The following is a 12,822-nucleotide window of genomic DNA, read 5'->3' on the forward strand; positions in this document are numbered from 1 at the left end:
CGGTCAGTTGCCGGTGCGGCGCATGGACTCGGAGATCTTCTCGGCGGCGGCCATGACCGGACCCGCGTGCAGGCGGCCGGGGGAGCGGGTCAGGCGTTCCAGGGGGCCGGAGACCGAGACGGCGGCGATCACCCGGCCGCCGGCGCCCCGTATCGGGGCCGAGACCGAGCCGACGCCCTGTTCGCGCTCGCCCACGCTCTGCGCCCAGCCGCGCCGGCGGACGGAGGCCAGGGTCGTGGCCTCGAACTTGGCGCCGCGCAGGCCCCGGTGCAGGCGGTCGGGCTCCTCCCAGGCCAGCAGGATCTGGGCGGCGGAGCCGGCGGTCATCGGGAGCGCGGCGCCGACCGGGATCGTGTCGCGCAGGCCGCTCGTGCGCTCGGCGGAGGCGACGCAGACCCGGACGTCGCCCTGGCGGCGGAAGAGCGAGGCGCTCTCGCCGGTGAGGTCGCGGAGCTGGGCCAAGATCGGCTGGGCGATGGCCAGCAGCCGGTCCTCGCCCGCGGCCACGGCGAGCTCGGCCAGGCGCGGGCCCAGGATGAAACGGCCCTGCGTGTCCCGGTGGACGAGGCGGTGGTGCTCCAGCGCGACGGCGAGCCGGTGGGCGGTGGGCCGCGCCAAGCCGGTGGTCTGCACGAGCTGCGCCAGCGAGGCCGGACCGGCCTCCAGGGCGTTCAAGACGAGAACCGCTTTGTCAAGTACGCCGACTCCGCTAGAGTTGTCCATGTCTTGATATTGCCGTCTCGTAATTTGAGATGCAAGTCGGGTGGACACGGAGCCGGCGCATCGGCGCGCCGGACGATCACACAGGTGAGGTGGAGCGATGGGCCGCACATTGGCCGACAAGGTGTACGACGCGCACGTCGTGCGACGTGCCGAGGGCGAGCCGGATCTCCTCTACATCGATCTTCACCTGGTGCACGAGGTGACCAGCCCGCAGGCGTTCGACGGCCTGCGCATGGCCGACCGCAAGGTCCGCCGGCCGGACCTGACGATCGCCACCGAGGACCACAACGTCCCGACCACCGACCTGCTCAAGCCGATCGCCGACCCGGTGTCGCGCACCCAGGTCGAGACGCTGCGCAAGAACGCCGCCGAGTTCGGCATCCGGCTGCATCCGATGGGCGACGACGGCCAGGGCATCGTCCATGTCATCGGCCCGCAGCTGGGCCTGACCCAGCCGGGCATGACGGTGGTGTGCGGTGACTCGCATACCTCCACCCACGGCGCGTTCGGCGCGCTGGCCCACGGTATCGGCACCAGCGAGGTCGAGCACGTCCTGGCCACCCAGACGCTGACGCAGGTCAAGCCCAAGATGATGGCCGTCACGGTGGAGGGCTCGCTGCCCGCCGGGGTGACCGCCAAGGACCTGATCCTGGCGATCATCGCGGAGATCGGCACCGGGGGCGGCCAGGGTCACATCATCGAGTACCGGGGCCAGGCCGTCCGTGAGCTGTCGATGGAAGGCCGCATGACGGTCTGCAACATGTCCATCGAGGCGGGCGCCCGCGCGGGGATGATCGCCCCGGACGAGACCACGTTCGAGTACCTCAAGGGCCGCCCGCACGCGCCGCAGGGCGCCGACTGGGACGCCGCCGTCGAGTACTGGAAGTCGCTGCGCACCGACGACGACGCCGTCTTCGACAAGGAGGTCGTCATCGACGCCTCCACGCTGACGCCGTTCGTCACCTGGGGCACCAACCCGGGCCAGGGCCTGCCGCTGGGCGACTCCGTGCCCGACCCCGCCGCGTTCGACGACCCCACCGACCGGCAGGCCGCCGAGCGCGCCCTGGAGTACATGGGCCTCACCGCGGGCACGCCGCTGCGCGAGATCAAGGTCGACACCGTCTTCGTCGGCTCCTGCACCAACGGCCGCATCGAGGACCTGCGCGCCGTGGCGGGCGTGCTGGAGGGACGCAAGGTCGCCGACGGCGTCCGCATGCTGGTCGTGCCGGGCTCGATGAAGGTCAAGAAGCAGGCCGAGGAGGAGGGCCTGAACGAGGTCATCTCCGCCGCCGGGGCCGAATGGCGCGAGGCGGGCTGCTCGATGTGCCTGGCCATGAACCCCGACAAGCTGACGCCCGGCGAGCGCAGCGCCTCGACGTCCAACCGCAACTTCGAGGGCCGTCAGGGCCCCGGCGGCCGCACCCACCTGGTGTCGCCCGCCGTCGCCGCCGCCACCGCCGTCACCGGCCGCCTGACCGCGCCCGCCGACCTGTAAGGGACCCCTGAACGATGGAAGCGTTCACCACGCACACCGGGCGCGCCGTGCCGCTGCGCCGCAGCAACGTCGACACCGACCAGATCATCCCGGCGGTCTGGCTCAAGCAGGTCAGCCGCACCGGCTTCGACCAGGGCCTCTTCTCCGCCTGGCGCGAGGACCCCGAGTTCGTCCTCAACCAGCCTCAGTACGAGGGCGCCAGCATCCTCGTCGCCGGCCCGGACTTCGGCACCGGCTCGTCCCGCGAGCACGCCGTCTGGGCGTTGCAGCAGTACGGCTTCCGGGTCGTCATCGCGCCGCGCTTCGGCGACATCTTCCGCAACAACTCCACCAAGATGGGGCTGCTGCCGGTCATCCTGCCCGCCGAGACCGTCGAGGCCCTCCAGACGCAGGCCGAGCAGGACCCCGCGGCCGAGATCACCGTGGACCTGGGCGAGCGCCAGGTGCGGAGCGGCGACATCGTGGCCGCGTTCGAGATCGACGACTACACCCGCTGGCGGCTCATGGAGGGCCTGGACGACATCGGCCTGACCCTGCGCCACGCCGACGGCATCACCGAGTTCGAGGGCCGCCGGATCGCCTGGATGCCCACCACCGCCTGACCTCCGGGGCCACCCCCGGTCAACGAGCATGTCTCCGTACAGAGGAGAATCTCCTCTGTACGGAGACATGCTCGACCGTTTTGGGGGCCTCAGTGAGCACGCGCCCGTGGACCGGACCCGAATGGGACGATCCGGCGCTGACCGACCTCGCGCTCCGGCTGCGCGAGGCGCACCGGCTGGTCGCGCCGCTGCCGCAGGCGACGCGGCGGCGGCTGATCCGGCATCTCCTGGCGATCACCGACCTGGCCAAACGCGACCCCGAACTGGCGGCCCGGCGGCTGGAGACCTTTCTCGCCGATTTCCGCGGGACGCCCCACGGGGGATAGCGTGCTCGTGGCCGGATTCGGTCCGGCGCCTGGCGAGACGGGGCGAAAACGACAAAAACGTCAGCGACACGGCGACTCTTGCTGTCTGGTGATTGTGCCGATGCCGCGACTCCCTTAGTTTCGTTCGGGCAAGGGGGGAACTAGAGGAGTAACCCATGAACAAGCGTGAGCTGGTCGACGCCATCTCTGACCGGCTGGGCAGCAAGAAGGCCGCAGCCGAGGCCGTCGACGCCATTCTGGAGACCATCCAGACCGCCGTCGCCAAGGGCGACAAGGTTGCGATCACTGGATTCGGTTCGTTCGAGAAGGCCGACCGGCCTGCCCGCACGGCCCGTAACCCCGCAACCGGCAAGTCCATCGATGTTCCCGCGACGTCGGTGCCCAAGTTCAAGGCGGGCGCCGACTTCAAGAACCTGGTGGCCGGAAAGAAGTAACGCACCCGGGACAGCGCCCGAGCCGTCGAACGAACGGCTCGGGCGTTGTCGCGTTCTCAGGCCCGGCCGCGATCAGCACCGGACCCGGCTAACGCGGCAGCGGGAAGGTCGACAGGGTGATCACCGACACGGTGCCGGTGTCGTCGAGGGCCAGGTTGACGCGCTGACCGAAGCGCAGCATCCGCAGGCCGCCCGCGTCGAACGCGGCCGCGTCGAAGGGCAGCTCGGTGCCGTCATCGAGGAGCACGCTGCCCGAGCGAGCTCCGGCGTCGTACGTACGTACCGTCCCCTGCATGCGAGCACCTTATCTTCAGGCGGAATCCCGGGCGTGATCCTCAGGCCGACGTGCGGAGCGCCGGGAGGAGATCGGCCACCGCGGTGGTGCGGGGGCCGGCGCCCAGACTCAGAGCGATCTTGAGGTCGTCCAGGGTGTCCACGTCACGACGTACGCTGTCGATGTCGTCGAGCGCCAGCTCGACGGCGCCCCGCGCGCGGTGGGCGATGCGCGAGTCGCCGCCGAAGGCGGGCGCGAACGGGACGCCGGGGCGGGCGGTGTAGAGCGTGGTGCCGATCCCGGCGGCGTCCGGCACGAACGCGGCGGGAGCCGTCGCGGCGGCGTCCAGCACCCGGTCCAGCTCGCCGGGACGCAGCGCGGGGAGATCCGCGGACATGGCCCCGACGCCGGTGTGCGGGGCGACGGCGCGGGAATGCCGGCCCCCGTGCACCAGGGCGGGATTGAGGCCGGCGTCGGGTTCGTCGGCGATCACCGTCGCGCCGAGGGCGGCCAGCTCGGCGGCGGGAAGGGGATCGTCGGTGACGACAATCACACTGTGCACCCGGTCGCAGCGCAGCGCGGCGGCCACGGTGTCGGTCGCGACGGCGAGCGCGAGGCCCTCGCGGTGCGGGCCCGCCGCCGCGGCGAGGCGGGTTTTGGCGCGGGCCAGCACCTTGACCGGCACGACAAGGGACCACTGGAGTCGAGGCGCACTGAGCTCTGCTGTAGACATGGCAACTCGACACTATGCGCACGCAACCGCGACACTTGAGGACACCCCTGGTTCACAGGGGATTTGACCTAGGAGGGTCACACATGAGGGAGCGGAGCGAACGCTCCGGGGGGCGTGGGCAGGGCTCGCCGTACATGGGGTCGGCATCCCTCCACAAGGAGGACGCATGAGCCACGAGTATTCGCCGGCGTGGCGGAAGTTCACGATCGTCATCCTGCGGCCGCTGCTCTACGGGCTGCTCAAGCGCGACTGGCGCGGCCAGCGGAACGTGCCCAGGGAAGGCGGCCTGATCATCGCCGCCAACCACATCTCGGAGTCCGACCCGCTCGCGCTCGCCCATTTCGTGTACGAGGCGGGCCGCTACCCGGTCTATCTGGCCAAGTCCACGCTGTTCGACGTGAAGGTCCTCAGGTCCGTGCTGCGCGGGACGGGACAGATCCCGGTCTACCGCGACCGGGCCGACGCCGCGCTCGCCCTCCGGGACGCCGAGCAGGCCCTGGTCGACGGCGAATGCCTGATGTTCTACCCCGAGGGCAGCTGCACCCGCGACCCCGACCTGTGGCCGATGACCGGCCAGACCGGAGTGGCGCGGATGGCCCTCAAGACGGGCGCCAAGGTCGTGCCGGTCGCCAACTGGGGCGCCCACGAGCTCCTCCCGTACAAGAAGGGGGAGCGCAGCGGATTGCGGGGCAGCCTCAAGAAGGGGTTCCACCCGTTCCCGCGCAAGACCATGAAGGTGATCGCCGGGCCGCCGGTCGACCTGTCGAAGTACGACGGCAAGCCGCTCACCAAGTCGGTGCTGCGCGGGGCCACCGACGAGATCATGCGCGCCATCGCCGACCTGCTCGGCGAGCTGCGCGGGCAGGACGCGCCCAAGGAGCTGTACGACCACCACAAGGCCCAGGAGGAGCGCCGCAAGCTCCTCAACAACGATGGCACGGAGAGCGAGGCGACCTCGTGAGTGTTCGTACGGCCGTGATGGGCGCCGGTTCCTGGGGCACCGTCGTCGCCAAGCTGCTGCGTGACGCCGGCTGCGAGGTGACGCTGTGGGGACGCCGCCCCGAGATCGTGGAGTCGGTCAACGAACGCCGCGAGAACCCCGACTACCTGCCGGGGGTCGAGCTGCCCGAGGGGCTGCGGGCCACCCTCGACCCGGCCGAGGCGCTGGCCGGGGCCGAGTTCGTGGCGCTCGCCGTCCCCGCCCAGACGCTTCGCGAGAACCTCTCGCAGTGGGTGCCCGACCTGCCCCCCGAGGCGGTCATGGTCAGCCTGATGAAGGGCATCGAGCTCGGCACGTGCCGCCGGATGTCGGAGGTCATCCAGGAGGTCGCCGACGTGCCCGAGGAACGGGTGGCGGTGTTCTGCGGGCCCAACCTGGCCCGTGAGATCGCCACCGGGCAGCCGGGCGCCGCGGTCGCCGGCTGCGTCGACGAGGGCAACGCCCAGCGGCTGCAGGCCGCCACGATGACCCCCTACTTCCGCACCTACACCTCCACCGACGTGATCGGCTGCGAGCTGGGCGGCGCGGTCAAGAACGTCGTCGCGCTGTGCGTGGGCATGTCGGTCGGGCTCGGCTTCGGCGACAGCACCCAGGCCCTGCTGATCACCCGCGGCCTCGCCGAGATCACCCGGCTCGGCACGGCCCTCGGCGCCGACGAGCACACCTTCGCCGGGCTCGCCGGGATGGGCGACCTCGTCGGCACCTGCATGTCGCCGCTGTCGCGCAACCGCACGTTCGGCGAGAACCTCGGGCGGGGCATGACCCTGGAGCAGGTCATCGCGGTCACCAAGCAGACCGCCGAGGGCGTGAAGTCCTGCGAGGCGGTGCTGGAGCTGGCCCGCAAGCACAATGTCGAGATGCCGATCACCGAGTCGGTGGCCGGCGTGCTCTACCACGGCATGCCGATCAAGGAGGCGGGTCTTTCGCTCATCTCCCGCTCTCCCAAGCCGGAGCGCTACGGCGTGTGACATGCTGTGAGCGATGCGTAGAGATACCCGCAGGCAGGGTGAGAACACCCGTGCCGTCCATCTGCCGTCGCCCCCCGTCCCGCGGCAGTCTCCGGTGGGCCTCCCGATCTGGCGTACCAGCGCGTTCGCCTTCGAGGGCGCGGCGGAGCACGCCGATGTGGTGAGCGACCGCACTCCGGGGCACTGCCACGGCCGCGTCGCCAACCCGACCGCCGACGCGTTCGCCGCGGGCCTCGCCTCGCTGGAGGGCGCCGGGCTCGGCGGCGAGCCCGTGACGGGCCAGGCGTTCGGCTCCGGCATGGCCGCCGTCACCGCGGTCTTCCTCGCGTTCGCCCGCGCCGGCGCGCACGTGATCGCTCCGTCGACGGTGTACGGGGGCACTCGCGACCTGCTGGTCGGCCTGCTCAACCGGTTCGGCGTCGACGCCACCTTCGTCGACATGGCCGAGCCGGGCGCCGCGCTGGCCGCGATGCGTCCCGCCACCCGGCTGGTGTGGGCCGAGACGATCGCCGACCGCGGCCTGGACGTGCCCGACCTGCCGCTGCTCGCCGACATCGCGCACGAGGGCGGCGCGCTGCTCGCGGTCGACTCCTCGCTGGCCACGCCGGTCGTGTGCCGCCCGCTGGAGCACGGCGCCGACCTGGTCGTGCACTCGGCCACCACGTTCATCGGCGGGCACGGCGACGCCACCGGCGGTGCGGTGATCGGCCGTCCCGAGCTGGTGGAGGCGGTGCGGCGCGTCCGGATCGAGACCGGCTCGGTGCTCGCGCCGGACGAGGCGTTCCTGCTGCGCCGCGGGCTGGAGACCCTTCCCGTCCGTGTCCGGCGCCAGTGCGACACCGCCAACCTCTTCGCCGCCGCGGTCGCCGGGCATCCGGGCGTCCGCGCGGTCGACTACCCGGGCCTGCCCGGCCACCGCGGCCACGAACTCGGCCGCAGGCTGTTCACCGCCGGTCCCGAGGGCACGCGCTTCGGCGCGATCGTCACCCTCACCCCGGACGGCGGGCGCGAGGCGGGCCAGGCCCTGGTCGACGCGCTCCGGCTGCCGCTGGTCGCGACGTCCCTCGGCGGCACGCACACCACGGTGGGCCACATCGCCTCCACCACCCATCACCGGCTCGACGAGGCGGAGCTGGGCGCGGCGGGCATCGACCCGGCGGCGGTGCGCTTCTCCATCGGGCTGGAGGACGCCGACGACCTCGTCCGCGACGTGACCGAGGCCCTCGACGCCGTCAGCCGCGGCCTGCCCTTCGTGGCCGGTTCGTGCTGATCACCGGTAGGGTCGGCAATCATGTCCCAGGAGTCTTCAAAGATCCGCGTGGCCGTGGTGTTCGGCGGGCGCAGCTCGGAGCACAACATCTCGTGCGTGACCGCCGGCGCCGTGATGGCCGCCATCGACCGGGACCGGTACGAGGTGGTGCCGGTCGGCATCGCCCGCGACGGCCGCTGGGTGCTGCCCCCCGCCGGTCTCAACCTCGCCATCGAGGACGGCCGGCTGCCCGAGGTCTCGGGCGAGGGCACCGCTCTGGCCCTGCCGTTCGACCCTGAGAGCCGCGGTCTCATGGTGGTCGAGCCGCTGGAGGCGCCTTCGGCGGCGCTGGTCGACGTTGACGTGGTGCTCCCCCTGCTGCACGGCCCGTACGGTGAGGACGGCACCATCCAGGGCATGCTGGAGCTCGCCGGGGTCCGCTATGTGGGCGCCGGGGTCCTGGCCAGCGCGGTCGGCATGGACAAGGGCTTCATGAAGCTCGTCTGGGAGGCCCGGGGCCTCCCCATCGGCCCGTACGTGATCATCAGCGACCGCGAGTGGCGCCGGGAGCGCAAGCGGAAGATCGACGAGGTGCGCGAGCTGGGCTGGCCGGTGTTCGTCAAGCCCGCCCGCGCCGGTTCGAGCATGGGGATCAGCCGCGTCGAGACCGAGGCCGAGCTGGAGGCCGCGGTCGAGGCGGCCCGTGAGCACGACCCCAAGGTGATCGTCGAGGCGGCCATCGCCGGCCGCGAGATCGAGCTCGGCGTGCTCCAGGGCCTGGACGACGGCCCGCCCGAGGCCAGCCTGCCCGCCGAGGTCGTGATGGGCTCCGACGCCGGCTTCTACGACTTCGAGACCAAGTACCTCGACAGCTCGCTGCGGCTGGACATCCCGCCGGACCTCGACCCGGCCGCGATCGAGGAGGCCCAGCGCATCGCCGCCCAGGCGTTCGACGCGCTCGACTGCGAGGGCCTGGCCCGCGTCGACTTCTTCTACACGGCCGACGGCAGGTGGATCCTCAACGAGATCAACACCATGCCCGGCTGCACCCCGACCTCGGCGTTCCCGCAGATGTGGGCCGCCAGCGGCCTCGACTACCCGGCGCTGGTCGACCGGCTCATCCAGACGGCGCTCCGGCGCTCCACCGGCCTGCGCTGAGCAAAGGGCAACGGCCCGCGCCGGACGAGCCTTGACAAGACAAGGGCGACCGGTCGCGGGGCCACGTTGATCAGACGTGGCGCCGCGACCGGTCACCAGGGCTGCGGCATCCCCTCAGAACCGCAGCCAGCCTTGGTCGTCGAGCGTCGTGGCGCTGGTCGCGCGGGCACCCTCGGACGAGATCGTCCACAGCGTGTCGCCCACCACCAGCGAACGCAGGATCTGGACGGGCACCTCGAAGCCCGTGCTCGGATGGCGCACCGTGCCCATCCTGTCGATGCCCTGGGCGCCGATCTTCAGCACGAGCGCCTCGCCGCCGCCCGAGGTGTGGCGTGACACCGGGATCACCGTGAGGCCGGACTTCGCCCAGTAGAGGAAGGCGTGCGGGTCGAACTCGGTCGCCGCGCTCGACTCGGGCAGCTTGAACGCGTCCACCCGCTTGGGCGCGCCCGCGACGTCGAACAACGACACCTGCGTGCCCAGGGTCCGTCCCTTGGCGTCGGCGTCCTGGCCGACGCCGAGCAGCCTGCCGTCGGCGGTCGGATGCAGGTAGGCGGAATACCCGGTGATCTTGAGCTCGCCGGTCGACCGAAGCCTTGTCGGATCGCTCAGATCGAGCACGTACAGCGGATCGACCTGGCGGAACGTCACCACGTACGCCTTGGGCCCGATGAACCGCACCGAATAGATCCGCTCGCCCTTGCCGAGCTCGCCCAGCTCACCGATCATCGTCAGCTTGGCCCCCCGCTGCTCGAGCACCCGGACGGCGCTCTCCGACCGCGGCGCGGCCGTCGAGGTCGCCGGGGCGTCCGGGGCCGCCATCGGAGTCGTCGTCGTGGCGATCCGCAGGTGACCGTCGTGCTCGGACATCGAGTACTGGTTGAGCAGATCGCCCTGCACGGACCCGGAGGCCACATAGCGCGGCCGCCCCTGCCCGCGGACGTCGAACTTGTGGATGTCGGTCCGCGCCTCCACGGGCTTCGGTGCGACCTTGCCCCACCCCACGGCCTGCGGCGGCGTCCCGGTCACGTAGAGGCTCGCGCCCGTTCCGTAGACGGTCTGCCCGTCGGCCACCACGCCGGCCGGGTCAGGATCGCCCAGTGCCTTGCCGAGATCCACCGTCAGCACGCTGAGCATCGTCGTGCCCGTGTACGAGGCGGGCCGGCTGACCTGGCCGCACGGCATCGTGTACGCCTTGGTCTCCGCGCCGTTCCGCACCTCGAACTTGGGCAGCCAGGCGCTGAGCGGGGCCTTCTGGACGAGCTGCCGGTTGCGCTCCAGCGCCTTCTGCTCCTGCTGGACGCCGTGGGGCTCGACCGGGAAGTCGATGCGGGGCCGCGACTTCACCACGATGCGCGCGACCGATCCGGTCTGGCGCGCGTCCACGAACTCGGTCTCGGACGTCATGGAACCCAGGACCTTCGGGGTTCCGGCCAGGTCGACCAGCGTGAGCCGCGTCTGTGGGCGCGTCCGCACCGGCTTCGCGATGTCGGTCCGCATGTCTGTCCGCTCCATCGCGTCGATCCCCATCGGGGAGTCGCGCGACATCACCAGGGCACGGTCACCGCTCAGGAACAGCTGCGAGTCGCCGCCGCCCGGATACATCCCGGGGCCTCGCACCGACAGTTCGAGCCGGTGCACGACCTTCCTGGTGGCGGGATCGATGACCTGGAGCTTGTCGCGCGAGATCACCACGATCCGGCGGCCGTCGGTCTTCACCAGATCGGGCTCGTCGGCCGCGGCCTCATGCACGTTCGTGCCCGAACGCTCCTGCGGCTGCGCGCCCTTGGAGGCTCGCCCATCGGCCGCCTCCGGCGTCGCCCCGTCCGGTACCTTCTGCAGGAACGTGGGCCCGTCCAGCCCGTACGGCGTCACCCGCTTCGCCGTCGCCGTCCGCAACCCGTCCAGCAGCTCATCGCAGTTGTCGTAAGCCACCAACCGCATGGGCGGCGCATCCGCCGCCGGGCCCTTCGCGGCCCCGCCGCCGCCCGAGCACCCGGCCAGCAGGAGCACGGACGCCACAGGCAGTGCGGGGACATATGCACGGGGACGCATTGCACTTAGACGCCGACTCTGACCCCCGGGTTCCCGCCCAAACCAAACTTTTTCTCCGCCTCGGGAACGGGCGCCGGCGGCCGATCCCCCTGACACAGGCGGCTGACTTTGTCGCATAGGGTGGCTGAATGATTGTTCGTCCGGCCACCGTCGATGACATCCCCGAGCTGACGCGCCTGCGTGAGCTGCTGTTCCGCCGGCTGGTCGACTCCGACAATCCGGCGCCCGCGTGGGAGTGGCGCGAGCAGTTCGCCACGGACATGAAGGAGCGGCTCGGCGGCCGTGAGCTCGGCGTCTTCGTGGTGGACGGCGACGATGGCGAGCTCGCGGCGTGCGGGATCGGGGTGTTGCAATACCGGCTGCCGACTCCGTACCAGGCCAACGCGCTCGCGGGGTACGTGCTCGGCATGGTGACGGACCCGTCCTACCGGGGGCAGGGGTACGCGCGGCTCGTCATGAAGGAGCTCCTCAACTGGTTCGCGGAGAACGACGTGGCCCGGGTCGAACTGCACGCCACGCCGGAGGCCGCGCCGCTGTACCGCTCTATGGGGTTCCGGGATCACCAGATCGCGCTGACCTGGCACGCTCCTTAGCGATCAGGCCGTCGATCTGGACGCTGAGCTTGGAGCCGAGCGGCCAGCCGACGTAGTGCGTCAGGAAGATGGCGATCTCGCGGAGCTCGGCGGGGGAGAGCTCGCCGTTCTGGAGGGCGGCGGGGATCTGGATGTCGAGGACGTCGTTGAGGCCCTGACCGGCGAGCATGCCGATGAGCAGCAGGCGGCGGTCGCGCATGGACAGGCCGGGCCGCGTCCAGATCTCGCCGAAGAGATGGTCCACGGTGATGCCGAAGAAGTCGCCGGGCGCGTCGCCGATCTCCCAGCCGTACACCTGGCGCATCATGTCCAGGCCGCGTGCGCGCCGTTCATCCATGGTGGTCCTCCTCCAGGCCGAGTCCGGCGGCGAAGCGGTCGAGGGCCAGGCGGGCCAGGGGGGTGTCGACCTTCAGGTCGTCGGCGAGTTCGAGGGCGAGGGTCAGGTCCTTCTCGCCCAGAGATCGAACGTGCCGCAGGATGTCGTACAGCTCGTCGTCGGGGTCCAGCGGCGCCGTCGTCGACCGCAGCATGATGGAGCCGGCGCCTCCCGTGATGGCGTCGGAGTGACGGACGACGCGGGCGAGCTTGCGGAGCGAGACGCCGGAGGCCTCGGCGAGGCGCTGGGCTTCGGCGGCGGCGGTGAACGCGACGAAGTGCAGCAGGTTGCGGGCGAGCTTGGTGCGGGTGCCCGCTCCAACCGGGCCCATGTGGAGGATCAGCTCGGCCCAGGACTCGAACGGCTCCTTGCAGCGGGCGAAGGCCTCGGGGGTGCCGCCGACCATGACGGCCAGGGTCCCGGCGTTCGCGCCCATGAAGCCGCCGCTGACCGGGGCGTCGACGACCTCGATGCCGTACGGCCGCGCCCGGTCGGCCAGCGCCTCCGCCGTGCGCGCGCGGATGGTGGAGTGGATCGCCAGGACGGTGCCGGCACGAGCCGACGCCAGGATTTCCGCCGCGACCTCGTTCACCTGGTCGTCGTCGCGGACCATCACGGAGACGACGTCGGCGGCGCGGGCCACCTCGGAGACGCTGGACGCCGCCTTCGCCCCCTTGCCGACGAGCGGCCGGACGGCCTCGGCACGCGTGTCGTAGACGATCAGCCCCCGGTCCGCGAGGTGCGCCGCCATCGGAGCGCCCATCTGGCCGAGCCCGATGAAGCCGTACGTCATGGCGCCGCCTTGTCTGGACTGAGGAGGGAGGAACGACTGACGA

Annotated in this window: 15 protein-coding genes; 9 read left to right on the plus strand and 6 right to left on the minus strand. The window is 71.4% G+C overall.

The window, feature by feature from the left end:
* Positions 1-3: 3 nt before the first annotated feature.
* Positions 4-723 (minus strand): IclR family transcriptional regulator, encoded by a 720-nt coding sequence (locus ACGFNU_RS09075; protein WP_151567251.1) that lies wholly within the window; start codon positions 721-723, stop codon positions 4-6.
* A gap of 97 nt (positions 724-820) precedes the next feature.
* Here ACGFNU_RS09075 and leuC point away from each other — a divergent pair, with 97 nt between their 5' ends.
* From leuC to ACGFNU_RS09095, 4 genes are all read left to right on the plus strand, one after another.
* Positions 821-2,218 carry a 3-isopropylmalate dehydratase large subunit gene (gene leuC, locus ACGFNU_RS09080; protein WP_392591652.1) on the plus strand — a complete coding sequence of 466 codons (1,398 nt, stop codon included), beginning with the start codon at positions 821-823 and terminating at the stop codon, positions 2,216-2,218.
* Between the two features lie 14 nt (positions 2,219-2,232).
* Positions 2,233-2,820, plus strand: coding sequence for a 3-isopropylmalate dehydratase small subunit (gene leuD / locus ACGFNU_RS09085; RefSeq protein WP_392591654.1), 588 nt, complete (start codon positions 2,233-2,235; stop codon positions 2,818-2,820).
* Positions 2,821-2,912: 92 nt separating this feature from the next.
* Complete coding sequence (locus ACGFNU_RS09090) at positions 2,913-3,146, plus strand: hypothetical protein (protein ID WP_392591656.1); 234 nt, start codon at positions 2,913-2,915, stop codon at positions 3,144-3,146.
* Positions 3,147-3,301: 155 nt separating this feature from the next.
* Complete coding sequence (locus tag ACGFNU_RS09095) at positions 3,302-3,580, plus strand: HU family DNA-binding protein (RefSeq protein ID WP_392591658.1); 279 nt, start codon at positions 3,302-3,304, stop codon at positions 3,578-3,580.
* A gap of 88 nt (positions 3,581-3,668) precedes the next feature.
* Here ACGFNU_RS09095 and ACGFNU_RS09100 read toward each other — a convergent pair whose 3' ends face one another.
* The gene (locus tag ACGFNU_RS09100) at positions 3,669-3,875 is read right to left on the minus strand and encodes a hypothetical protein (protein ID WP_392591660.1); all 207 of its coding nucleotides are present in this window, start codon (positions 3,873-3,875) and stop codon (positions 3,669-3,671) included.
* A 40-nt stretch (positions 3,876-3,915) separates the two neighbouring features.
* Positions 3,916-4,587: a 2-phospho-L-lactate guanylyltransferase gene (gene cofC, locus ACGFNU_RS09105; RefSeq protein WP_392591662.1), complete on the minus strand. Its 672-nt coding sequence runs from the start codon at positions 4,585-4,587 to the stop codon at positions 3,916-3,918.
* Between the two features lie 166 nt (positions 4,588-4,753).
* Here cofC and ACGFNU_RS09110 point away from each other — a divergent pair, with 166 nt between their 5' ends.
* From ACGFNU_RS09110 to ACGFNU_RS09125, 4 genes are read left to right on the plus strand one after another with little or no spacing between them, the layout of a single operon-like run.
* Entirely contained in the window at positions 4,754-5,548 is a 795-nt protein-coding gene (locus ACGFNU_RS09110) for a lysophospholipid acyltransferase family protein (RefSeq protein ID WP_392591664.1), read from the plus strand.
* Between the two features lie 17 nt (positions 5,549-5,565).
* Complete coding sequence (locus ACGFNU_RS09115) at positions 5,566-6,555, plus strand: NAD(P)H-dependent glycerol-3-phosphate dehydrogenase (protein WP_392593460.1); 990 nt, start codon at positions 5,566-5,568, stop codon at positions 6,553-6,555.
* 13 nt (positions 6,556-6,568) lie between these two features.
* Complete coding sequence (locus ACGFNU_RS09120) at positions 6,569-7,825, plus strand: trans-sulfuration enzyme family protein (RefSeq protein ID WP_392591665.1); 1,257 nt, start codon at positions 6,569-6,571, stop codon at positions 7,823-7,825.
* A 21-nt stretch (positions 7,826-7,846) separates the two neighbouring features.
* The gene (locus tag ACGFNU_RS09125) at positions 7,847-8,962 is read left to right on the plus strand and encodes a D-alanine--D-alanine ligase family protein (RefSeq protein ID WP_392591667.1); all 1,116 of its coding nucleotides are present in this window, start codon (positions 7,847-7,849) and stop codon (positions 8,960-8,962) included.
* 114 nt (positions 8,963-9,076) lie between these two features.
* Here ACGFNU_RS09125 and ACGFNU_RS09130 read toward each other — a convergent pair whose 3' ends face one another.
* Entirely contained in the window at positions 9,077-10,906 is a 1,830-nt protein-coding gene (locus tag ACGFNU_RS09130; RefSeq protein ID WP_392591668.1) for a beta-propeller domain-containing protein, read from the minus strand.
* A gap of 239 nt (positions 10,907-11,145) precedes the next feature.
* Between ACGFNU_RS09130 and ACGFNU_RS09135 the strand changes: the two genes are divergently transcribed.
* Complete coding sequence (locus ACGFNU_RS09135; RefSeq protein ID WP_392591670.1) at positions 11,146-11,610, plus strand: GNAT family N-acetyltransferase; 465 nt, start codon at positions 11,146-11,148, stop codon at positions 11,608-11,610.
* Here ACGFNU_RS09135 and ACGFNU_RS09140 read toward each other — a convergent pair.
* The gene (locus tag ACGFNU_RS09140) at positions 11,561-11,947 is read right to left on the minus strand and encodes a carboxymuconolactone decarboxylase family protein (RefSeq protein ID WP_392591672.1); all 387 of its coding nucleotides are present in this window, start codon (positions 11,945-11,947) and stop codon (positions 11,561-11,563) included. The two genes, ACGFNU_RS09135 and ACGFNU_RS09140, sit on opposite strands and share 50 nt — an antisense overlap.
* The gene (locus tag ACGFNU_RS09145; RefSeq protein ID WP_392591674.1) at positions 11,940-12,779 is read right to left on the minus strand and encodes an NAD(P)-dependent oxidoreductase; all 840 of its coding nucleotides are present in this window, start codon (positions 12,777-12,779) and stop codon (positions 11,940-11,942) included. The genes ACGFNU_RS09140 and ACGFNU_RS09145 overlap by 8 nt, the downstream gene beginning before the upstream one ends.
* Positions 12,780-12,822: the final 43 nt, after the last annotated feature.

Origin of the sequence: Spirillospora sp. NPDC048911, from assembly GCF_043198015.1 — a bacterium.
Classification (GTDB): domain Bacteria; phylum Actinomycetota; class Actinomycetes; order Streptosporangiales; family Streptosporangiaceae; genus Spirillospora.

What these genes read in the sequence shown, in the direction of transcription:
- ACGFNU_RS09125 (WP_392591667.1), top strand. Translation starts at nt 7,847, where the DNA reads ATGTCCCAGGAGTCTTCAAAGATCCGCGTGGCCGTGGTGTTCGGCGGG.
- leuC (WP_392591652.1), top strand. Translation starts at nt 821, where the DNA reads ATGGGCCGCACATTGGCCGACAAGGTGTACGACGCGCACGTCGTGCGA.
- ACGFNU_RS09140 (WP_392591672.1), bottom strand. Translation starts at nt 11,947, where the DNA reads ATGGATGAACGGCGCGCACGCGGCCTGGACATGATGCGCCAGGTGTAC.
- ACGFNU_RS09135 (WP_392591670.1), top strand. Translation starts at nt 11,146, where the DNA reads ATGATTGTTCGTCCGGCCACCGTCGATGACATCCCCGAGCTGACGCGC.
- ACGFNU_RS09115 (WP_392593460.1), top strand. Translation starts at nt 5,566, where the DNA reads ATGGGCGCCGGTTCCTGGGGCACCGTCGTCGCCAAGCTGCTGCGTGAC.
- leuD (WP_392591654.1), top strand. Translation starts at nt 2,233, where the DNA reads ATGGAAGCGTTCACCACGCACACCGGGCGCGCCGTGCCGCTGCGCCGC.
- ACGFNU_RS09120 (WP_392591665.1), top strand. Translation starts at nt 6,569, where the DNA reads ATGCGTAGAGATACCCGCAGGCAGGGTGAGAACACCCGTGCCGTCCAT.
- ACGFNU_RS09100 (WP_392591660.1), bottom strand. Translation starts at nt 3,875, where the DNA reads ATGCAGGGGACGGTACGTACGTACGACGCCGGAGCTCGCTCGGGCAGC.
- ACGFNU_RS09130 (WP_392591668.1), bottom strand. Translation starts at nt 10,906, where the DNA reads ATGCGGTTGGTGGCTTACGACAACTGCGATGAGCTGCTGGACGGGTTG.
- ACGFNU_RS09145 (WP_392591674.1), bottom strand. Translation starts at nt 12,779, where the DNA reads ATGACGTACGGCTTCATCGGGCTCGGCCAGATGGGCGCTCCGATGGCG.
- cofC (WP_392591662.1), bottom strand. Translation starts at nt 4,587, where the DNA reads ATGTCTACAGCAGAGCTCAGTGCGCCTCGACTCCAGTGGTCCCTTGTC.
- ACGFNU_RS09110 (WP_392591664.1), top strand. Translation starts at nt 4,754, where the DNA reads ATGAGCCACGAGTATTCGCCGGCGTGGCGGAAGTTCACGATCGTCATC.
- ACGFNU_RS09075 (WP_151567251.1), bottom strand. Translation starts at nt 723, where the DNA reads ATGGACAACTCTAGCGGAGTCGGCGTACTTGACAAAGCGGTTCTCGTC.
- ACGFNU_RS09095 (WP_392591658.1), top strand. Translation starts at nt 3,302, where the DNA reads ATGAACAAGCGTGAGCTGGTCGACGCCATCTCTGACCGGCTGGGCAGC.